This window comes from Arthrobacter sp. B0316-5-4 (assembly GCF_059090325.1).
In genome coordinates this window covers 476,104-497,331 of sequence record NZ_JBNHFN010000002.1, presented here as the reverse complement: position 1 = coordinate 497,331, position 21,228 = coordinate 476,104, and the positions used below count along the sequence as shown (strand labels likewise).

The following is a 21,228-nucleotide window of genomic DNA, read 5'->3' as shown; positions in this document are numbered from 1 at the left end:
AGAAGTGAGAAAACTGTGAGCACGGCTTCGCGCCTCCCGAAAACCGTCCAGCGACTGACGTCCAAGTTGCCGACTGAGGTCAACAAGACGGTCCGCCGTCTCGCCCTGTTCTCGCTCATTGGGCAGACAGTCCTGGTTGTCACCGGTGGCGCAGTCCGCCTTACCGCTTCCGGTCTGGGCTGTCCCACCTGGCCTCGCTGCACCAGTGACTCGCTGGTGAACACGCCGGAAATGGGTGTTCACGGGTTCATCGAGTTCGGCAACCGACTGCTGACCTTCGCCCTGGCTGCCGTTGCGGCACTGATGCTGGTGTACTTGTGGAACCTTCGCAAGGAGCGCCGCGACCTTTTCCTGCTGGCATTGGGACTTCTGGCCAGCATCCCGGCTCAGGCACTCATTGGTGGTATCACTGTCCTGTCCGGCCTCAACCCCTGGGTGGTGGGCCTGCACTTCCTGGTCTCCATGGCTTTGGTGGTTCTCGCTACCCTGCTGGTCAACCGGGCTTACGGCCGCACCGGCAAGTTCATGAACCGCACCCTGCCTGTACTGCCGACCGTGGCCCGTCCGCTCATGCTCGCTGTTGCAGTGTTCTCGGCGCTCTCCGTCATGCTGGGCGTCGTAGTCACAGGAGCGGGACCGCACGCCGGCGACGCCGATGCGCCACGCAACGACCTTGACTGGGACCTTTTCTCGCACATCCACGCCGTCCCCGCCTACCTGATCACCGGCGGAACCCTTTTCGCCCTGTACTTGGTGTTCCGGCACAAGCTTGTCGGACCGTTCCGGACGGCGACATACCTCCTCTTGGGCGTGACCTTGCTCCAGGCCGTCATCGGCTTTACCCAGTACTACAACGGTATTCCTGCCCTGCTGGTGGGCGCCCACATGCTTGGCGCTGCGGTGCTGATGAGCGCCTCAACCAATGCGGCCGACGTCGCACGTTCCAGCCCGCAGCGTTAGCTACGGATGAGCTGGGCGGGGTTAGCCCGCGACGCCACCACTGCCGGATAGACCGCTGACACGGTGCCGCTCAGCAGACCCGCCGCGATACCCAGGATGGCCGCATCCGCCGGTATAACGGGCAGCCATCCCTCGTTCGCCGAATAGGCAAGGGCAGCGCCCATTCCTGCGGCGGCGCCGGCCACCCCGCCCAGCGTACCCACCAACGCACCCTCCACCAGAAACAGGGACGCCAAGGCGCCCCTGCGCATACCGAGGGCCAGCCTCAGCGCTATCTCCTGGGTCCGTGCCAGGACCCCCACATACATTGTTGTGCCTGCGCTCAAGCTTGCGATTGCCAGGAGTATTACCGAAACCATGGCAACCATTCGACCCAGGTCAGTGTTAATCCCGTGTTTGAGCTCCCTGAGATCAGCAACGGTCTGCACCTCGACTGCTTCTGGTGATGCGGGACTCAGGGCCTTGGGGAGCGCTTCTGCTATGGCGGCCGGCGCGCCCGTGCGGGTACGAAGGACCAGGGTGGCAGCCATCTTGTTTGAAGCAATTGGATACGACCCAACGCCCACCACCACAGCGCCATCCAGAATGGGGTCGCGTCCGGGGTTGTTGATGATTCCCACCACTGATACGGGTTGCCCATAGAGCCAGACCACGACGCCGGGGCCTGGCTTCGCAACGCCCAGTTGACGCGCGGCGTCCCGGCCCAGGAAGGCCACCGGTGCCCCGAATGAATGGTCAAGCAGGGCGATATCACCGTAGGAGACATTGGCGCCCTGCAGGCGGAGGTAGGCGGCGTCTGCAATGAGGACAGCACCACCGAATGGAGGTGCTTCCGGGACGGAGTCCGGCCGGAACGTCGAAGGCTGTGCCTCGCTGGCCGGGATTTCGGCGACCACGCCGGCAGCGGTGACCCCGGGAAGAAGGCTCGACGCCATCAGATCCGTCGACACAGCCGCCCAGGAATCGTAACCGCCCACCCGTGTGGCCCGGACTTCATCATTGGCCGCCGAGTCTATGCGTGCGGAAACCTTGACGGCGGCACTTTCACTGAGGCTGACGGCCGCGACGAGCCCACCACTGCCCAAAAGGAAAGCAAGAACCAACAGCAGGGCCTTGGCTGGGCGGGTGGTCAGGGCAGACAGCGCGTCAGCGACAAGGTCGATGACCTCATGCCTGCGACGCCGGTCCAGGCTGGGAGGATGTTCGCCGGCTGTGAAGTGTTTCTGTCCGCCCTGTTCTGCAGGGAAAACGGGTCCCGTGTCGTCAATAATGCGTCCGTCCCGCATGGTGATGGTTCGGTCCGCAGATGCTGCGATGCCAGGGTCATGCGTGACCACAACTACCGTGGTGCCGCCCTTCTGTAGCTGCCGTAGGTGATCCACCACCACGCGTCCGTTGGCGGTGTCCAGGCTTCCCGTGGGTTCGTCGGCCAGAACCACGGTGGGCGCTCCGATGACCGCCCGTGCAATGGCCAGGCGTTGCCGCTCTCCGCCAGAGAGCAAGGAGGCGGGGGTTTGTGCCCTGTCCTCCAGGCCGAACCTGCGCAGGGCGGGAATAACCAAGCGCTTCTGCTCTTTCCAGGCAACTCCGCGAGAGCGAAGCCCCAGAACCGCGTTTCTGGCAGCGGCGTCCCGTCCCACCATGTGGGACTCCTGGAAAATGAACCCGAAGGTCCTTGCCCGGAGTTCTGTCCGCTGCCTGATCGGGAGAACACCGACATCGGCGCCCAACACTACATACGTTCCGCCAGTCGGCGCGTCCAACAGGCCCAGGATGTTGAGCAGGGTCGATTTGCCGGAGCCGGAGGGCCCGACGATAGCCAGGAATTCCCCTGCCCGAATGTCCAGGTTGACGTCTTCCACGGCTTTGGCCCCGGGAAACTCCCGGCTGACATGCCGCAGGGAGATCAGGGGGTCCACCGCGAGCGGGTCGATGCTGGGCGCGAGCTGCCCTTCAACGCTCACGGCAGCAGAACCTTGTCGCCCACGGCAATGCCTTGGACGTCGGCCAACGCAGCCCAACCGTCAGCCTGGGCTGTCACTGTGACGTCTATCCGTTTCGAACCCTCGTCCGCGCCAAGTTGGACATAGGCGATTCCCGACTCCTGTCGAATGGCAATGAGCGGCACCGCGAGCGACTCGGCCGGCACGCTTCCGGACGTCGCCGTGACGGACTGCCCGGGTGCCAAACCAACGGTCCCCGAAGGGATGGAAAATGTAATGTCCATCCCCGGCACAACATTGTTGCCACTGTCACCCTCAGTGAATGCGCCGGCAGCCGTCACTGAGGTATTCACACTTACCGTTCCTGCCCTGACGGTCACTGAGGATCCGACGGCGAAGTTCCCAGCTTGGAGCACGGTGGCCCTGGCTACGATCGTGTCTTCGGCTACGGAGATCTGTGCCACCACGCCATCCTCTGCGAGGACCGCGCCAGTCGCGGCAATCGAAGCAACTCTTCCGGTATCACCCGGAACCTGAACGAAGTCCCGCCAACGAAACATCACAGCAGGTGCGGACTTGTTGCTTGCGTCGACGATGGATGAAGTGGGGGCGAAGAACCCCGCTGCTTTGTACCAGGCTTCAAGGGCATCTTGGGTCTGCTGGTCAAAGGTCCCGGTTGCCTTCACCGCAAACCCGAACCCAGCCAGGCCCTCTTGCAGCGCCCGGACGTCAGGGCCGGAGTCGCCCGCCACCAAGTCCCGATACATCGGAACGTTGGCAGGCATCACCAGAAGGGGACGTCCGGATACGACAGCCAGCAATTCACCTGGCGCCACGGAATCCCCCACGGCCTTGGGTGTGGAAGTAAGGACTAGCCTGTCTATCCCATCTGAAAGACTCGCGGTGACTGGAGACGTTTTGCCGGCCACCACTTTCCCGGCAACAGTGACTTGTTGGGCCACAGCGCGGCGCTCGACGGTGGCCGACACAGGAATCACCTCAGGGGTGTCCTGTGTTGAGGTTGCCATGGAAGCAGCTTGCGAGCCGGCCCAATAGGCAGCCAACATCCCCGACAGCGCCACGACAACAGCCACCACCACAAGCCACCAGCGGGGTACGCGTTTCATGGCGGGACCGTCGAGGCTCGTCTCAGAGCCGCGCATCGGCCACGCCGTGGTCGCGAAGAACCTGTTTGGCTCTCTCAACAGCCGCCGCCTTCTGTTCAGCCAGGACGTTGAGCTCGGCCTGATGGCCTTTCATCAAGGCCGCTTGGTACTGCGCGAAGATGTCATAAGGTTTTCTGGCGCCACCACTGGATTCCTTGCAGTCAACGTCGAGTACCGCCACGCGGATCTCGTCTTCCTTGGAGCCACCCGACGCGACAGTCCAGGTGTCGCCAGCCACCAGTTTCAGGCCCTTCTCAGCCAGGCACCGCTGCCAGTCTTCTCGATACGCCAGATATTCCGGGTCACGGGCCGTGAGCCCCACGGCGTCCTGGGTAATCTGTTGCTGGACTGACAAATCACCGGCCAAGCCTTCAAGGAATTCCGGGAAACCGGCCCGCCCCACTGTGTTGCTGCACTTGGTTTCTGCCTGCTGGTGCTCGGCGCTGAGGGCGGGCCGGTCCGGTTGTTCCGGCATTACACCGGCAATCTTGCGGATCTCGGGCTTGACGCCGTTTTTTGCAGCCAGTGTCTTGGACCACTGCCCGTATCGGCGGTCTTGAAGCGCTTTGCCGTCGCCACCCCAAGGCGCCACGGTGAATCCGGCGTCCTCGACGCAGTCGTAGATCAGGAATGCCACCGCGGAATTGACCAGGACGTTCTCCCGGTCGGAGTACCAGTAGGCACTCATCGGGAGCACAACCTCTCCAGTGGCCTCGTTGAGGACCGCCCGCGCACCTGCTCCTGCTGCGCGATCCACAACAGGAAGGCTCGGCGTCGACGTTGGCGCGGCCGGGACTTGGCCCACGGGCGAACAGGCCGTGACGATGCCCGAAACCACCAGCATCGTCACAGCACTGCCTACGGCTTGAAGCAGGGTCGTTGCACTGCGCAATCCGTCAGCCCCAGACGCTCGTAATTTCGTCGTCCCAGTTCCTGCCCGCCACCATGGCACTGCCCCTCAGGTCGTTCATGGCGTTCCCGCCCCGGAAGATGATGCTGTATCCCGAGAAGTTGTCATCAACGTAGAAATAGACGTACGGAGAAGCCGGATCAGCGGGCGGCCCTACCACCAGGGAACTTGCCTTGTCGTTCGCTGCAGTTCCGACGTTGGAGGTCACCCAGCCGAAGGTTCGCTGCGTTCCGGTAAACCAATAATCGTCGTAGAGGCACACCCTTGCCGTGGAGCATGCCGGGGCGGCCTGGGCGGCGGAAACGCCCGTCAGGACCGAAGCCCCGGCAATGGTCATCACTCCGGCAGTACGCAATAGCTTCTTCATCGCTTCCCCAAACCTTCGTCGGAAATGGAACAGCTTTGTTCCGCTTCGAACGGTAGGGGGTATGTTGCGACACCTAGTCGGCATCCAGCACAACTAGGTGGTGTTGGAGCTGAAAATGAGTGCTGGGAGCCCTGAACTAGGTGTTGAAGGAAGCCGCATAGGTGGTGTTAGAGGCGTGCTGCTGTGGGTGAAAGCAAAAGGCACGACGCCGCACCCGGGTAAGTGGCGGCGTCGTGCCTTTGCGTTGGGTAACTGAAGAGCCGGCTTAGCCGCCGATGAGCGGTGAACCAATGAAGGGATCGACTGCCAGCGCGATGAACAGCAGCGTCAGGTAGCTGATGGACCCGTGGAAGACCTTCATGGCTCCCTTGTTGGAGACGTCGCCGCCCTGCGCGCGCTTGTAGAGGGCGTGGCTCTCGTACAGGAACCAGGCACCGGCAGCGACGGCAGCAATGGTGTAGACCCAGCCGGCTCCGCCGACAGGAATCATCAGGAGCGAGCAGGCGACCATGGCCCAGGCGTAAAGAACTACCTGTACGGAGACCACCTTGGCGCCGGCGATGGCTCCAAGCATGGGCACGTTGGCGTTCCGGTAGTCCTCGCCGTAGCGCATGGACAGCGGCCAGTAGTGCGGAGGCGTCCAAAGGAAGATGACCATGAAGAGGACGATCGCCGGCCACTCGACGGTGTTGGTGACAGCAGCCCAGGCGATGAGGACCGGGAAGCAACCGGCCGCGCCGCCCCAGACGATGTTCTGGGCAGTGCGGCGCTTAAGAATCATGGTGTAGATCACCACGTAGAAAACGATGGCCCCCAGGCCCAGCCATGCGGACAACGGATTCGCGCCGAACCAGAGGATCGCGATGGAAGCGGCACCAAGGATCCAGGCGAAGACCAGTGCTTCCCGGGGAGTCACTTCGCCGGTGACCAGCGGACGCTTCTCGGTCCGGTGCATCAGTTTGTCAATGTCGCGGTCGATGTAGCAGTTGAAAACCCCGGCACTGCCAGCTGCGAAGGCGCCACCGACCAAAGTTGCCAGGATCAGCCCAATGGAGGGGAATCCCCGCTGCGCAAAGATCATGGTGGGCAGCGTGCTGACCAGCAGGAGTTCGATGACACGGGGTTTGGTCAGAGCCAGATACGCCTTGAATTTACGGGACATTCCAATGCTTCCCCGGGCCGGGGACGCGTTGACGGGCGTATCAGTTGTGCTCACGGCGGCAGTCACTCTGTTCTATGCTCTGGGGTTCTCGCAGCGGCTGCCGTCCCGGTTTTCGAAAGCAAACACGGGCGCATGAACCGCTGGTGGCCTCCAAATATCATACCGTGGACGGAAGTGGCCCAATGTCCGCAAAATTCGTCAATGTTTCCGAATCTTCACTCCCGCGCCGGGCCATCGTGATTCATATAAGGGAATTTCTGTCCAGTTAGTGGGATTCCCTGAGTTCCATGACACGTTTAGGGCTAAGCTGGTGAGCAGATCAGCACACGTTGACCATCCGGGAAACCGTATTCTCGGATATCCGTGCGTCTGGATGAGAGATCAACGTTTCAATGGTGAACGGCTGGTAGACACATTGCAGCGGGCGCCATCCTGTGCTTCCTGCGTGCTGTCCGTACGCCTGCCGTCAGCACAGAGAGGGGCTCGGTTTTCGTGCCACATTTGGAAGAGCAAGAACTGTCATGGACCGATCTGGACAAGAAGGCTGTTGACACCGTTCGCGTGTTGGCCGCCGACGCCGTGGAGAAGGTCGGTAACGGCCACCCTGGTACGGCAATGAGCTTGGCTCCGGCAGCGTACCTGCTGTTCCAGAAGCTGATGCGCCACGACCCGAAGAACCCGGACTGGATTGGCCGCGACCGGTTCGTCCTGTCCCCCGGCCACACCTCGCTGACCCTGTACATCCAGCTTTTCCTTTCCGGCTATGGCCTGGAACTGAAGGATCTTGAGGCGCTGCGCACCTGGGGTTCGTTGACCCCGGGCCACCCTGAGTACAAGCACACCGCCGGTGTGGAGATCACCACCGGCCCCCTCGGCCAGGGCCTCGCGTCCGCCGTCGGTTTCGCCTACTCGCAGCGTCGCCAGCGCGGCCTGTTCGACGCCGATGCTCCCGCCGGCGAATCGCCGTTCGACCACACCATCTGGGTTATCGCATCCGACGGCGACCTCCAGGAAGGCGTCACGTCCGAGGCATCCTCCCTGGCCGGCCATCAGGAACTGGGCAACCTCGTAGTGATCTACGACGAGAACCACATCTCCATCGAAGACGACACCGACATCGCCTTCACTGAGGACGTCCTCAAGCGCTACGAAGCCTACGGCTGGCACACCCAGCGCGTGGACTGGACCAAGACCGGCGATTACGTCGAAGACGTCCAGGAACTGTACTCGGCACTGCAGGCTGCGAAGGCTGAGACGAACAAGCCGTCCATCATTTCGCTGCGCACCATCATCGGCTACCCGGCCCCGAAGAAGCAGAACACCGGCAAGATCCACGGCTCCGCCCTCGGTGCCGAAGAAGTTGCAGCCCTGAAGACCGTGCTCGGTTTCGACCCGGCAAAGTCCTTCGACGTTGACGAGGAAGTCCTGGCGCACGCCCGCAAGGTCCTGGACCGCGGCGCTGAATCGCGTGCTGCCTGGCAGAGCTCGTTCGAAGCATGGCAGGCCGCCAACCCGGACGCCGCTGCACTGCTTGAGCGCGTTGAAGCCAAGAAGCTCCCCGTTGGCATTGATGCTGCACTTCCGGTGTTCGAGGCCGGCAAGGACGTTTCCACCCGTGCAGCCTCGGGCAAGGTCCTGAACGCTATTGGCCCGGTCCTGCCCGAACTCTGGGGCGGCTCCGCCGACCTTGCAGAGTCCAACAACACCACCATCGAGGACTCGCCCTCGTTCATTCCGACGTCGCGTTCCACGGACGCCTGGAAGGGCAACCCGTACGGACGTGTCCTGCACTTCGGTATCCGTGAGCACGCAGCCGCGTCGATCGTGAACGGCATCTCCCTGCACGGCCGTACCCGCGCCTTCTCCGGCACGTTCCTGATCTTCAGCGACTACCAGCGCCCTGCCATCCGCCTCGGCGCCCTCATGGGTGTCCCGTCCCTGTATGTCTGGACACACGACTCCATCGGACTGGGCGAAGACGGACCCACCCACCAGCCCGTGGAGCAGCTCGCGACCCTCCGCGCCATCCCGGGCCTGGACGTTGTCCGCCCCGGCGACGCCAACGAGGTCTCGGCAGCATGGAAGGCCATGCTGGAAAACCACGAGAACCCGGCCGGCATTGTGCTGACCCGCCAGAACATCCCCACCTACGCCCGCGGCGAAGGTGAGGCTGCGGGTGACACCTTCGGTTCCACTGCAGGTGTTGCCAAGGGCGGTTACGTCCTTGCCGAAGCCTCCAAGGACGGCGAAACGGTTGACCCGCAGGTCATCCTGATCGGCACCGGTTCAGAGGTCCAGCTCGCCGTCGCTGCCCGCGAAGCCCTCCAGGCCGAAGGCATCGCAGCCCGCGTGGTTTCCATGCCCTGCGTTGAATGGTTCAACAAGCAGGACGAGGCCTACCGCGAGTCCGTGCTCCCCGCCGCGGTGAAGGCCCGTGTCTCCGTCGAAGCCGGCCTGGCACTGGGCTGGAAGGAATTCGTGGGCGACGCAGGCCGTTCCATCTCCTTGGAGCACTTCGGCGCCTCGGCTGACTACAAGCGGCTCTTCAACGAGTTCGGCATCACCGCCGAAGCCGTTGCGGCCGCAGCCAAAGACTCCCTCGCAGACACCAACGCGTAACAGTCTGAACCCCCAAAACAGGAGAAAACACATGTCTACTACTCCCACGCAGAATCTCTCCGACGCCGGCGTTTCGATCTGGCTCGATGACCTCTCCCGTACCCGCCTCGACACCGGTACCCTGCAGAAGCTGATTGACGAGAAGAACGTGGTTGGCGTCACAACCAACCCGTCCATCTTCCACGCCGCCATCACCGCGGGTACCGACTACGACGCCACCATCGCCGCCAAGGCCGCTGCCGGCGCGAGCGTCGAAGAGACCATCTTCGAAATCACCACCACGGACGTTGCGGACGCCTGCGATCTCTTCGCACCGATCGCCGCTGCCACCAACGGTGTCGATGGCCGTGTATCCATCGAGGTGGACCCCCGCCTCGCCTGGGACACCGAGGGAACCATTGCCGAGGCCAAGCACCTCTACGCAAAGGTCAACAAGGACAACGTCCACATCAAGATTCCGGCAACCCTGGAAGGCCTCGAAGCCATCACGGCAACCTTGGCCGAGGGAATCAGCGTCAACGTGACCCTGATCTTCTCCTTGGAGCGCTACCGCGCCGTCATCAACGCTTTCCAGTCCGGCCTTGAGCAGGCCAAGGAGAACGGCCACGACCTCTCCAAGATCCACTCCGTGGCTTCCTTCTTCGTTTCCCGCGTTGACTCCGAGATCGACAAGCGCCTCGATGCGATCGGCACCGACGAAGCCAAAGCACTCAAGGGCAAGGCCGGCGTCGCCAACGCCCGCTTGGCCTACCAGGTCTACGAAGAACTCTTCGCCACCGAGCGCTGGGCTGTCCTGGCCGAGGCCGGAGCCCTGCCCCAGCGCCCGCTGTGGGCCTCCACCGGCGTCAAGGACCCGGCATACCCGGACACCCTTTACGTGACCGAGCTCGTCGCCGCCGGAGTGGTCAACACCATGCCGGAGAAGACGCTCGACGCTACGTTCGATCACGGCGTCGTCACTGGAGACACCATCACGGGGACCTACGACGAAGCGAACGAGACCCTCAACGCCCTCGAAGCGCTGGGAGTCTCCTACAACGACGTCGTCACCCTCCTGGAGACCGAAGGCCTCGAGAAGTTCGTTGGCTCCTGGAAGGAACTCCTCGCCGACGTCGAAGGCGCACTCGTCACCGCACGGAAGGCTTCCTAACCCACCATGAGCACAATCAGCTACGACGCCAGCGGTGCCGCCCAGCAGGCCATCGCCCAGCACATCGACGGCCTGGTCGAAGAAAAGATCGCCACGAGGATATTCGCCAAGGACCACACCCTGTGGGGACCTGATGCGGAGTCCGAGTCGGCGATCCGCCTCGGCTGGGTAGAAGCCGCCACGGTGTCCCAGGCCTTGGTCGGGGACATCCTGGAACTTCGTGATTCCCTCCGCGCCGAAGGCGTCTCACGCATTGTCCTCTGTGGCATGGGTGGATCGTCCTTGGCTCCCGAGGTTATTGCCGGCACCGCAGGCGTCGAGCTGACCGTGCTGGACAGCACCGACCCCGAACAGGTCAGCGCTGCCCTGGCTGACCGGCTGGCGGAAACGGCCATCGTCCTTTCCTCCAAGTCCGGCTCCACCGTGGAAACCGATTCGCAGCGACGCGTGTTCGAGAAGGCGTTCACTGACGCCGGTATCGATGCCAAGAGCCGCATTATCATCGTCACCGATCCTGGTTCGCCGCTGGACAAGGCTTCCCGCGAGGCAGGCTACCGCGCGGTGTTCAACGCCGATCCCAACGTGGGCGGACGCTTCTCCGCACTCACCGCCTTCGGCCTGGTTCCTTGTGGCCTTGCCGGAGTGGACATCCAGGCGTTCCTGGACGAAGCGGAAGAGGCAGCCGAGATCCTCAACGAGGACTCGGCAGACAACATCGGCCTGGCCCTGGGCATCGCCCTCGGCGGCACTAACCCACTGCGCAACAAGATCGTCATTGCCGAGGACGGTTCCGGCATTGTTGGCTTCGCCGACTGGGCAGAACAGCTCATTGCCGAGTCCACCGGCAAGCTGGGCACCGGTGTCCTGCCGGTCGTTGCCGGTCCGGAGTCCCCTGAGGCCCTGAACGGAGCCGAGGACGTCCTGGTGGTGCGGCTGGTCGGTGCGGATGCCGACGTCGAACTCCGCGAAAACGAGGTCGCAATCGCCGGTGGCCTGCCTTCCCAGATGTTCGTCTGGGAGTTCGCCACGGCAGTTGCCGGCCGCCTCCTGGGAATCAACCCCTTTGACCAGCCCGACGTCGAAGCCGCCAAAGTGGCAGCCCGTGGGCTGCTGGATGCCCGCCCGGAGCCCACCCCGGCCGCTTTCACTGACGGTGTGGTGGAAGTGCGCGGTGGTGACTGGCTCGGTTCTGCTGCGACGGTGGCCGAAGCCGTGCAGGCGCTCCTCGACCAGCTCGGCCCGGACGGTTACCTGAGCGTCCAGGCGTACCTGGATCGCATTTCTTACGCCCCCCTTGAGGGGATCCGGGATGAACTTGCTGCTGTGAGCGGCCGCCCGGTCACGTTCGGCTGGGGTCCCCGGTTCCTGCATTCCACCGGCCAGTTCCACAAGGGTGGACCGGCTATCGGCGTTTTCCTGCAGGTCACTGCCGCCGCTTCCACCGATCTCGAAATCCCGGAGCGCCCGTTCACGTTCGGCCAGCTCATCGCCGCGCAGGCATCGGGTGACGCCCAGGTCCTTGAAGGCCACGGCCGTCCTGTGCTGCGCCTGCACCTCACCGAGCGCGCCGCAGGTGTAGCGCAGCTCCAGGACGTCGTCGCTGCGCTTGCCGGCCAGGCCAGCGCACTCGAAAGCTAAGGCACAAAACACAACATGCCAGAAACTGAAAATGGCAGGAAGAACGCTGGCCTGCGGAACCCTTTGCGGGATCCGCGGGACCGGCGCCTGAACCGCATCGCCGGGCCTTCGTCGTTGGTGTTCTTCGGAGTCACCGGCGACCTCGCCCGTAAGAAGCTCATGCCCGCGGTCTACGACCTCGCCAACCGTGGCTTGCTCCCTCCGAGCTTTGCCCTGGTGGGTTTTGGTCGCCGTGAGTGGGATAACGCCGAATTTGCGGCCGAGGTCAAGGAAAACGTCAAGGCGCACGCCCGGACGAAGTTCGACGAAGCGGTCTGGGAGCAGCTCGCCTCCGGTATTCGCTTTGTTCAGGGCGAGTTCGACGACGACGACGCCTTCGAGCGTCTCGGTGATGTGCTGGATGAGCTCGATGAAACCCGTGGGACCCGCGGTAACCACGGCTTCTACCTGTCCATCCCGCCCAAGGCGTTCGAGCAAGTCTGCCGGCAGCTGTCCAAGCACGGCCTGGCCCAAGCCAAGCCGGGCCAGTGGCGCCGCGTGGTGATCGAGAAGCCGTTCGGCCATGACCTGGAATCCGCTCGGCAGCTGAACGACATTGTCGAATCAGTGTTCCCGCCGGACGCCGTTTTCCGGATCGACCACTACCTGGGCAAGGAGACGGTGCAGAACATCCTTGCACTGCGCTTCGCGAACCAGTTGTTCGAGCCGCTCTGGAACGCCAACTACGTGGACCACGTCCAGATCACCATGGCGGAGGACATCGGCACCGGTGGGCGTGCAGGCTATTACGACGGCGTGGGTGCGGCCCGTGACGTCATCCAGAACCACCTGCTGCAGTTGCTCGCCCTGACCGCGATGGAAGAGCCGATCTCGTTCAACGCCGATGACCTGCGTGCTGAGAAGGAGAAGGTCCTCGCCGCCGTCAAGTTGCCCGATGACCTCTCCACGCACTCCGCGCGGGGCCAGTTCACCGGTGGTTGGCAGGGCGGCGAGAAAGTCCTCGGTTACCTGGACGAGGACGGCATCCCCGCCGACTCCAAGACCGAAACCTACGCTGCGATCAGGGTCGACATCAACACCCGCCGTTGGAACGGAGTTCCGTTCTACCTGCGTGCCGGCAAGCGCCTGGGCCGCCGTGTCACCGAAATCGCCGTGGTGTTCAAGCGTGCACCAAACCTGCTGTTCCGTGACCACGGTGAGGACGACTTCGGCCAGAACGCCGTGGTGATCCGCGTGCAGCCCGACGAGGGCGCCACGATCCGTTTCGGTTCCAAGGTACCGGGCACGCAAATGGAAGTCCGCGATGTCACCATGGACTTTGGTTATGGGCACTCATTCACGGAGTCCAGCCCCGAAGCGTATGAACGCCTCATCCTGGACGTGCTCCTGGGCGAGCCGCCCCTGTTCCCCCGCCATCAGGAAGTCGAACTTTCCTGGAAGATCCTTGACCCGTTCGAGGAATACTGGGCCGGGCTCGATGAACAACCGCAACCCTACGCACCCGGCAGCTGGGGACCGGCCTCGGCCGATGCCCTGCTGGCCCGTGACGGACGAACCTGGAGAAGGCCATGATCGTAGATCTTCCCGATACCACTACTTCCAAGGTCTCCAAGAAGATCACGTCGCTGCGCGAGCAAGGCGGCGTGATCGCCTTGGGCCGTGTCCTGACCTTGGTGGTCGTGACGAAGTCGGGGCTCGAAGAGGAGGCCATCGAGGCTGCCAACGAAGCCAGCCGGGAACACCCCTGCCGGATCATCGTCCTCGCCGACGCCGGCGCTGAAGGCCCGGACCGCTTGGACGCTCAGATCCGCGTGGGTGGCGACGCCGGTGCCTCCGAAGTCATCGTCCTGCGCGGCCATGGCCACATGGCCCACGAAAGCGAATCGCTTGTGGCGGCCCTGCTGCTTCCGGATGCCCCGATCGTTGCCTGGTGGCCGCACGGTGCACCGGAAAGCGCGTGTGAGACCTCGATTGGCCGCATCGCGCACCGCCGGATCACGGATTCGGCCAACGAACCGGACCCTCGCCTGGCGCTGGAAAACATCCGGTCCACCTACAAGGCCGGTGACACCGACCTCGCTTGGACCCGGCTGACCAACTGGCGCATGCAGCTGGCCGCTGTGTTTGACCAGGTGGACGGTGACCCTGTTTCGGCTGTTGCGGTGGAGGGAGCCTCGGATTCTCCCAGTACGTTGTTGCTCGCTGCCTGGCTGAGCCTTGCCTTGCAGGCACCTGTCACGATCGTGGCCGATCCCGCAGGCACGGGCATCCGACGTGTCCGCCTGACGCGTGCCAGCGGCGATGTGCAGTTGTTCCGTCCCGGCCTGTCCGTGGCTGAACTGACGCAGCCGGGACAGCCGGCGCAGCGGATCACGCTCCCCCGCCGGAGCCTCAAGGACTGCTTGGCCGAGGAACTGCGTCGGCTTGATCCCGACGAAGTCTTCGGAGAAGTGATTACGATGGGACTGCCACTTACCAGCCAGAGGAGAGTCCAGACCAGTGCACGCTGAGCCAAGAGTAAGCATTCACCCCGACTCGAAGGTGCTGATGGCCGCCATTGCGGCCCGCCTCATCACCAAGCTTGTGGATGTCCAGGACAAACACGGCGAAGCCACGGTAGTCCTGACGGGCGGCACTGTTGGCATTGGAACCCTGAAGGCGGTGGCCGATTCGGCTGCGGCTCCGGCAGTGGACTGGTCCAAGGTCAACTTCTGGTGGGGCGATGAGCGTTTCGTTGCCGCTAACAGCGACGACAGGAACACGCGCCAGGCGCACCAGGCGCTTTTGTCGCACCTGGACGTGGATCCGGCACGCATTCACGAACCTGGATCGGCGGACCAGTTCGCTTCCGCGGAGGAAGCAGCCGCTGCCTACGCCGATGAGCTGAAGGCTGCCGCGGAGGCGGAGCACGCAGCGGACATGTCCGATGACAGGCCGGAACACCCGGGCGTACTCCCCCGCTTCGACATCCTCCTTCTCGGTGTTGGCCCGGACGCGCACGTGGCGTCACTGTTCCCCGAACAGGCGGGTATCCGCGAGAAAAAGCGCACGGTGGTGGGCGTCGAGAACTCCCCGAAGCCGCCGCCGTCGCGTATTTCACTGACGCTTCCGGCCATCAACACCGCCCAGGAAATATGGATGGTCGTGGCAGGTGAGGACAAGGCCGGCGCGGTAGGGCTCGCCCTTGCCGGCGCCAATCCGGTCCAGGTCCCGGCAGCGGGCCCTGTGGGCCGTTCGCGGACTCTGTGGCTTATTGACGAGAACGCAGCGTCACGCGTCCCCCAGCAACTCGTCCGGAAGGACCCCGCGGGCGCGTAAGCGTTCCAACGCTCCGGCCAGGACCACTTCGGCGTCCTGGCTGGAGCGTCTCTCTTTAACGTAATCCAAGTGGGACTTGAAGATTTCGTCCTCAGGCCGCAACGATGCCGGGTGACTGGGATCCCTGGAAGCAGGCAGCCCACATTTGGGGCAATCCCAGGCCTTGGGTATTTGCTCGTCCGGTAGTTTGAGGAAGACCAGCTGGGTTTCGTGTCCCTTGGCGCACCAGTATGGGACCCGGATACGGGGCAGCTGTTGCCCTTCGCCGTGGTCGCTCTGATTTCTGGGTGCGGATCCTTGGGCGACCCCCACTCGGGTGCCCCGGTAACCTGGCGTGCCATGAACCATTTTCGAACCCCTAGCGAGTCGGTGGTCGGCCGTCACGGCCCTGCGGCCTCGCGGCCAACACGGCCATTCTAATGCGGGGAGCCCGACGGCGGCACTGCTGTTTGGTGTGGGGCAAGAAAAAAGGGGAGGTTCCCGTGAAGGAACCTCCCCTTGCAGGGACGACTAGGAGTCGCCGCCCGAAGCAAAACGCATGATCAGGCCCAAGCCAATGATGACTACGCCCCAGGTAATTCCGAGAATGATGGTGAAGCGGTTCAGGTTGCGCTCGGCAACACCTGAGGAGCTCAGACCTGAGCTCATTCCACCACCGAACATGTCGGACAGACCGCCGCCACGTCCCTTATGCAGGAGGATGAGCAGCGTCAGCAGGAGGCTGGTGATGCCCAGCAGGATCTGCAGAATGACTTGAAGAACGTCCACGACGGCCTTTCGAAGAAGCGGAAATCGGGAGCCGGACTAGTCGGTGACCAGGTGGTTCTCGAACCTGACAATGTTAGCAAACTCCGCGGGGTCCAGGCTGGCGCCACCCACAAGCAAACCGTCGACGTCACTTTCAGCCATGATTGCCGCGGCGTTGTTGGCCTTGACGGAACCGCCATACAGCAACCGTGTCTTGGACGCGACCGTTTCGTCAAAGAGCACGGCAAGTTCGGCACGGATGGCAGCACACATTTCCTGGGCATCCTCAGGACCGGCTACTTCCCCGGTTCCAATGGCCCAGACGGGCTCGTAAGCCACAACAAGCTCAGCGGCCTGCTCGGCCGTGAGACCCTCAACACCGGCCCTCAACTGGGCCAGCGTGTGCTCAACGTGCGTTCCGGCCTGGCGGACTTCCAGTCCCTCTCCCACGCAGAGCACCGGAGTGAGGCTATGGCGGAAGGCTGCCTTGACCTTGGCGTTGAGGACTTCGTCGGATTCGTTGTGGATGGTGCGGCGTTCACTGTGTCCCACCAGGACGTAGGCGCAGCCCAGCTTGTTGAGGAACTGTCCGGAGATGTCTCCGGTGTAAGCACCGGAGTCGAACTGGGACAGGTCCTGGCCGCCGTAGACAACGTCCAGGTCGTCACCCTGCACCAAGGTTTGGACGCCGCGGAGATCGGTGAACGGAGGGAAGACGGCCACCTCCACCCGGTTGTAGTCGTGCTTGGCGTCGGACAGGGTCCAGGCAAGCTTCTGCAGCAAGGTGATGCCCTGGACGTGGTCCATGTTCATCTTCCAGTTGCCGGCGATGAAGGGCTTGCGGACGAAGTTGCCGTTGGCAGAGGTAGTCACATGAACTCCAAAGATTACGTTGAGATGTGGAACGGCCGGCAGGACGCATGCGCGTCCTGCCGGCCGGTTTGGTGCTTAGCGGTCCAGGACGCTGAGCCCGGGAAGTTCCTTGCCTTCAAGGTATTCCAGGCTGGCGCCGCCACCGGTTGAGATATGGCCGAACTGTGAATCGTCGAAGCCGAGTGTCCGAACCGCGGCCGCGGAGTCGCCGCCGCCAACAACTGTGAAAGCCACAGTGTCTGTGAGTGCCTGCGCGATGGCACGGGTGCCGCTCGAGAAGGCCTCGAATTCGAACACGCCCATGGGGCCGTTCCAGAAGACGGTCTTGGCCCCCTCGATGTGGGCGGCGAAAGCCGACGCGGTTTCCGGGCCGATGTCCAGGCCGATGCCGGAAGCACCGAAAGTGCTCTCCTCAATGGCATCTGCCCTGACAACCTCGTGGTCGGCATCCGCTGCGAAACGGCTGGCCACCACCACGTCAGTAGGCACCACAAACGACGTTCCGGCGTCGGCGGCACGGTTGAGGTAGTCCTGGACGACAGGAATCTGGTCTTCCTCAAGGAGGCTGCCGGCAACCTTGTGCCCGGCCGCAGCCAGGAAGGTGAACAGCATGCCGCCGCCAACCAGGATGGTGTCGGCCTTGCCCAGAAGGTTGTTGATGACAGCCAGTTTGTCCGAGACCTTGGAGCCGCCGAGGACCACGACGTAAGGGCGCTGCGTGTCGGTGGTCAGTTTTCGGAGAACCTCGACCTCGGTGTGGACCAGGTCGCCCAGGTACGACGGCAGCCGCTTAGCGACGTCGTAGACGCTGGCGTGCTTGCGGTGCACGGCGCCAAAAGCATCGTCCACGAACGCGCCGTTGTCACCTGTCAGGGCCACGAGTTCGTCAGCAAACGCGCCGCGCTCGGCGTCGTCCTTGCTGGTTTCCCGTGCATCGAAGCGTACGTTTTCCAGGACAAGCACGTGACCGTCCTGCAGGCCACTGGCCAGCTCCTTGGCGGAGTCGCCGACAGTGTCCTTGGCGAGCTGCACTGAGAAGTCCGCGAGTTCAGCCAGACGGTCCGCTGCGGGCTTCAGGGAGTACTTTTCCTCGGGAGCACCCTTGGGGCGGCCGAGGTGGGCGGTTACGAGCACACGGGCACCGGCGTCCGAGAGCTTCTTGAGGACCGGCAGGGACGCTTTGATGCGGCCGTCGTCGGTCACTGTAGAGCCGTCGAGCGGCACATTCAGGTCACTTCTGACCAGAATGTACCGCCCGCGGACACCTTCAGCGATGAGTTCGTTGAGGGTGTGAGATGTCATGTGTCTACCCTAGCCCAGCTTGGATGCGACGAGCTCCGTGAGGTCTACGAGGCGGTTGGAGTAACCCCACTCGTTGTCATACCAGGAAACAACCTTGACCTGGTTGCCAATGACCTTGGTGAGGCCGGAGTCGAAGATGGACGACGCCGGGTCGCCAACGATGTCCGAGGAGACGATCGGGGCGTCCGTGTAGGACAGGATGCCCGCCCACTGTTCGGACTCTGCTGCAGCCTTCACAGCGGCGTTGACTTCCTCGACCGTGACTTCGCGGGAAACCGTAACCGTGAGGTCCGTTGCGGAGCCGGTGGGGACGGGAACGCGGATGGCGTAGCCGTCGAGCTTGCCCTTGAGTTCCGGCAGGACCAGGCCGATTGCCTTGGCTGCACCGGTGGACGTGGGAACCATGTTGATGGCGGCAGCGCGGGCACGGCGCAGGTCGCCGTGCGGGCCGTCCTGCAGGTTCTGGTCAGCCGTGTAGGCGTGGACCGTGGTCATGAGGCCACGCTCGATGCCGAAGGCGTCGTTGACAACCTTGGCCAGCGGGCCGAGGCAGTTGGTGGTGCAGGACGCGTTGGAGATGATGTTGTGCGCTGCGGGGTCGTAGAGCTCGTGGTTCACGCCCATGACGATCGTGATGTCTTCGTCGCTGGCAGGTGCCGAGATGAGGACCTTCTTGGCTCCGGCGTCGATGTGCTTCTGCGCTGCGGCGGCCTTGGTGAAGAAGCCGGTGGACTCGATAACGATGTCCACGCCCAGCTCGCCCCACGGAAGGTTCGCGGGATCGCGCTCTGCCAGGACCTTGATCGACTTGCCGTCGACAACCAGGTTTCCATCGACAACTTCCACGGTCTGGGCGAGGCGTCCACCGACGGAGTCATACTTCAGGAGGTGGGCGAGGGTCTCAGGGCTGGTGAGGTCGTTGACTGCGACGATCTCAAGGTCCGCGCCCTGTGCCAGTGCTGCGCGGAAGTAGTTGCGGCCGATGCGGCCGAAGCCGTTGATACCAATACGGGTGGTCACTATGTGTCAATCTCCTTGGTGCTCTTGCAAGCACGCCTAGTGAGTCGGATCAGATATTTCCAACTAACAGACCCCGCACGCCGTTGGGCAGAGGTGATTATCAGATCGGAGGGCGACCAGCCACGTTGCTGAAGGCTAACCGCCTTCCGTGATCCATCTTACGTTTAACTAAGCCTGCCCCCGCAACTGCGGAGGCAGGCTTTCCAGCATTTAGCCGGAATTCACGCTAAAAGTGACTTTTGTTACATCTGCGTGAACCAGAGCTCACCACTAGAGGACGATGAGGCCCGTGGCGTTGGTGCGTGCAGCTTCGAAGCGCTTGGCTACGTCTGCCCAGTTTGCGATGTTCCAGAACGCCTTGACGTAGTCAGCCTTGACGTTCACGTAGTCCAGGTAGAACGCGTGCTCCCACATGTCCAGCATCAGCAGCGGGGTGGTGCCGAGTGCGACGTTGCCCTGCTGATCGTAGAGCTGCTCGATGACCAGGTTTCCACCGATGGGCTCGTAGGCCAGGAAAGCCCAGCCGGAACCCTGCAGGGCCAAAGCAGCAGCGCTGAACTGTGCACGGAAGGCATCGAACGAACCGAAAGCATCGTCGATTGCTGCTGCGAGTTCGCCTTCAGGCTTGTCGCCACCGTCCGGGGAAATGTTGTTCCAGAAAACGGAGTGGTTGATGTGGCCACCGGTGTGGAACGCGAGGTCCTTGGAGAGGCGGTTGATGTTGGCGAAGTCGCCCTTGTCGCGTGCTTCAGCGAGCTGGGAGAGCGCGTTGTTGGCGCCTGCGACGTAGGCCGCATGGTGCTTGCTGTGGTGCAGCTCCATGATCTTTGCCGAAATGTGCGGCTCGAGTGCTGCGTAGTCGTAGCCGAGCTCGGGCAGAACGTACTCTGTCACGAAATCCTCCAATGTAATGGACTGAAGTCCGGGTTGGTAACTCTCGTTATTTCATCCGGCCAGCGGACCGGCCGGAAATCCTTGGCGAAGAAGCCTGCTCTTGCCTCCACCGGGAACAACCCGCGGGGCCCTCGCAGTATTTCCTCCGCACTTTTTCGATTCTATGGGTGCGGGCTACTCGTCCATCATTTCGGGAGTCACATTCGCCTCAGTGCCCGGGATACCCAAGTCCAGCGCACGCTTGTCGGCCATGGCCAGCAGGCGGCGGATACGGCCCGCAATGGCGTCCTTGGTCATGGGTGGATCAGCGAGCCGGCCCAATTCATCCAGGCTTGCCTGCTTGTGGGCAACACGGAGCTCTCCCGCGTACTTCAGGTGGTCCGGCACGTCGTCGCCCAGGATCTCCAGGGCGCGGTCCACCCTTGCACCGGCCGCAACGGCGGCCTGGGCTGAGCGGCGCAGGTTGGCATCATCGAAGTTGGCAAGCCTGTTGGCCGTGGCCCTGACTTCCTTGCGCATACGCCGTTCCTCCCAGACCATGAGTGCGTCATGGGCACCCATACGGGTCAGGAGGGTCGCGATGGTGTCGCCGTCACGGATCACCACACGGTCCACGCCACGCACTTCGCGGGCCTTGGCCTGGATCCCGAGCCGCCGGGCCGCACCCACCAGGGCAAGGGCCGACTCGGGTCCGGGACACGTGACCTCAAGGGATGAGGAACGTCCCGGCTCCGTCAGGGAACCGTGTGCGAGGAAGGCGCCCCGCCAGACAGCCTCGGCGTCGGCTGCTGAACCGTTGACGACAACGGATGGGAGTCCCCGCACCGGCCGGCCCCGTCCGTCCAGGAGGCCCGTCTGCCGGGCCAGGGCTTCGCCGTCCCGGACCACGCGGACGACGTAGCGGCTCCCCCGGCGCAGGCCGCCACCGGAAACCACGATGATTTCGCTCTGGTGGCCGTAAACCTCGGCGATCGCGGCGCGCAGGCGCCGTGCCGTGGAGGCCAGGTCTACTTCGGCCTCAATGACGATGCGCCCTGAAATGATGTGCAAGCCGCCCGCAAAGCGCAGCATTGCTGAAACCTCGGCCTTGCGGACCGAAGATTTCTTGATGTCCAGCCGGGACAGTTCGTCCTTGACCGACGCAGTAAGTGCCATCGTG

General features: G+C 63.3%; 19 protein-coding genes. 7 read left to right on the top strand and 12 right to left on the bottom strand.

Annotation, left to right across the window (positions count from 1 at the left end; translation table 11 throughout):
* Positions 1 to 15: 15 nt before the first annotated feature.
* Entirely contained in the window at positions 16 to 960 is a 945-nt protein-coding gene (locus tag AC5RU9_RS06615; protein ID WP_494015813.1) for a COX15/CtaA family protein, read from the top strand.
* Here the strand turns inward: AC5RU9_RS06615 and AC5RU9_RS06610 are convergent.
* The 5 genes from AC5RU9_RS06610 to AC5RU9_RS06590 all read right to left on the bottom strand — a co-directional run bounded on the left by AC5RU9_RS06610 (position 957) and on the right by AC5RU9_RS06590 (position 6,574).
* A complete protein-coding gene (locus tag AC5RU9_RS06610; protein WP_494015812.1) occupies positions 957 to 2,924 on the bottom strand; it encodes an ATP-binding cassette domain-containing protein in 1,968 nt (655 codons plus the stop codon). The two genes, AC5RU9_RS06615 and AC5RU9_RS06610, sit on opposite strands and share 4 nt — an antisense overlap.
* On the bottom strand, positions 2,921 to 4,030 hold the full coding sequence (locus AC5RU9_RS06605) for a peptidoglycan-binding protein (protein WP_494015811.1): 1,110 nt from the start codon (positions 4,028 to 4,030) through the stop codon (positions 2,921 to 2,923). Before AC5RU9_RS06605 ends, AC5RU9_RS06610 begins: the two co-directional genes overlap by 4 nt.
* 22 nt (positions 4,031 to 4,052) lie before the next feature.
* Positions 4,053 to 4,919, bottom strand: a complete 867-nt coding sequence (locus AC5RU9_RS06600) for a hypothetical protein (RefSeq protein WP_494015810.1) — start codon at positions 4,917 to 4,919, stop codon at positions 4,053 to 4,055.
* 46 nt (positions 4,920 to 4,965) lie between these two features.
* Positions 4,966 to 5,346 (bottom strand): peptidase inhibitor family I36 protein, encoded by a 381-nt coding sequence (locus AC5RU9_RS06595; protein WP_211712633.1) that lies wholly within the window; start codon positions 5,344 to 5,346, stop codon positions 4,966 to 4,968.
* Positions 5,347 to 5,611: 265 nt separating this feature from the next.
* The gene (locus AC5RU9_RS06590) at positions 5,612 to 6,574 is read right to left on the bottom strand and encodes a heme o synthase (protein WP_211712632.1); all 963 of its coding nucleotides are present in this window, start codon (positions 6,572 to 6,574) and stop codon (positions 5,612 to 5,614) included.
* A gap of 435 nt (positions 6,575 to 7,009) precedes the next feature.
* Between AC5RU9_RS06590 and tkt the strand changes: the two genes are divergently transcribed.
* From tkt to pgl, 6 genes are read left to right on the top strand one after another with little or no spacing between them, the layout of a single operon-like run.
* Positions 7,010 to 9,127, top strand: coding sequence for a transketolase (gene tkt / locus AC5RU9_RS06585; protein WP_494016066.1), 2,118 nt, complete (start codon positions 7,010 to 7,012; stop codon positions 9,125 to 9,127).
* A 31-nt stretch (positions 9,128 to 9,158) separates the two neighbouring features.
* Positions 9,159 to 10,277 carry a transaldolase gene (gene tal / locus AC5RU9_RS06580; RefSeq protein WP_494015809.1) on the top strand — a complete coding sequence of 373 codons (1,119 nt, stop codon included), beginning with the start codon at positions 9,159 to 9,161 and terminating at the stop codon, positions 10,275 to 10,277.
* A gap of 6 nt (positions 10,278 to 10,283) precedes the next feature.
* Positions 10,284 to 11,915 carry a glucose-6-phosphate isomerase gene (locus tag AC5RU9_RS06575; protein ID WP_494015808.1) on the top strand — a complete coding sequence of 544 codons (1,632 nt, stop codon included), beginning with the start codon at positions 10,284 to 10,286 and terminating at the stop codon, positions 11,913 to 11,915.
* Positions 11,916 to 11,930: 15 nt separating this feature from the next.
* Positions 11,931 to 13,487: a glucose-6-phosphate dehydrogenase gene (gene zwf / locus AC5RU9_RS06570; protein WP_211712629.1), complete on the top strand. Its 1,557-nt coding sequence runs from the start codon at positions 11,931 to 11,933 to the stop codon at positions 13,485 to 13,487.
* Positions 13,484 to 14,425, top strand: a complete 942-nt coding sequence (locus tag AC5RU9_RS06565; protein WP_211712628.1) for a glucose-6-phosphate dehydrogenase assembly protein OpcA — start codon at positions 13,484 to 13,486, stop codon at positions 14,423 to 14,425. The genes zwf and AC5RU9_RS06565 overlap by 4 nt, the downstream gene beginning before the upstream one ends.
* Positions 14,415 to 15,233, top strand: a complete 819-nt coding sequence (pgl, locus tag AC5RU9_RS06560) for a 6-phosphogluconolactonase (RefSeq protein ID WP_494015807.1) — start codon at positions 14,415 to 14,417, stop codon at positions 15,231 to 15,233. Before AC5RU9_RS06565 ends, pgl begins: the two co-directional genes overlap by 11 nt.
* On the opposite strand, the gene AC5RU9_RS06555 is transcribed toward pgl, so the two are convergent.
* The 7 genes from AC5RU9_RS06555 to whiA all read right to left on the bottom strand — a co-directional run bounded on the left by AC5RU9_RS06555 (position 15,186) and on the right by whiA (position 21,224).
* The gene (locus AC5RU9_RS06555; RefSeq protein WP_211712626.1) at positions 15,186 to 15,581 is read right to left on the bottom strand and encodes an RNA polymerase-binding protein RbpA; all 396 of its coding nucleotides are present in this window, start codon (positions 15,579 to 15,581) and stop codon (positions 15,186 to 15,188) included. The genes pgl and AC5RU9_RS06555 overlap by 48 nt on opposite strands.
* Positions 15,582 to 15,743: 162 nt before the next feature.
* The gene (gene secG / locus AC5RU9_RS06550) at positions 15,744 to 16,001 is read right to left on the bottom strand and encodes a preprotein translocase subunit SecG (protein WP_211712625.1); all 258 of its coding nucleotides are present in this window, start codon (positions 15,999 to 16,001) and stop codon (positions 15,744 to 15,746) included.
* A gap of 36 nt (positions 16,002 to 16,037) precedes the next feature.
* Positions 16,038 to 16,853 carry a triose-phosphate isomerase gene (tpiA, locus tag AC5RU9_RS06545; RefSeq protein ID WP_494015806.1) on the bottom strand — a complete coding sequence of 272 codons (816 nt, stop codon included), beginning with the start codon at positions 16,851 to 16,853 and terminating at the stop codon, positions 16,038 to 16,040.
* Positions 16,854 to 16,928: 75 nt separating this feature from the next.
* The gene (locus AC5RU9_RS06540) at positions 16,929 to 18,155 is read right to left on the bottom strand and encodes a phosphoglycerate kinase (protein ID WP_494015805.1); all 1,227 of its coding nucleotides are present in this window, start codon (positions 18,153 to 18,155) and stop codon (positions 16,929 to 16,931) included.
* A gap of 9 nt (positions 18,156 to 18,164) precedes the next feature.
* Positions 18,165 to 19,175: a type I glyceraldehyde-3-phosphate dehydrogenase gene (gene gap / locus AC5RU9_RS06535; RefSeq protein ID WP_024821016.1), complete on the bottom strand. Its 1,011-nt coding sequence runs from the start codon at positions 19,173 to 19,175 to the stop codon at positions 18,165 to 18,167.
* 270 nt (positions 19,176 to 19,445) lie between these two features.
* On the bottom strand, positions 19,446 to 20,069 hold the full coding sequence (locus AC5RU9_RS06530) for a superoxide dismutase (RefSeq protein WP_211712622.1): 624 nt from the start codon (positions 20,067 to 20,069) through the stop codon (positions 19,446 to 19,448).
* A 174-nt stretch (positions 20,070 to 20,243) separates the two neighbouring features.
* Complete coding sequence (whiA, locus tag AC5RU9_RS06525) at positions 20,244 to 21,224, bottom strand: DNA-binding protein WhiA (protein ID WP_235521726.1); 981 nt, start codon at positions 21,222 to 21,224, stop codon at positions 20,244 to 20,246.
* Positions 21,225 to 21,228: the final 4 nt, after the last annotated feature.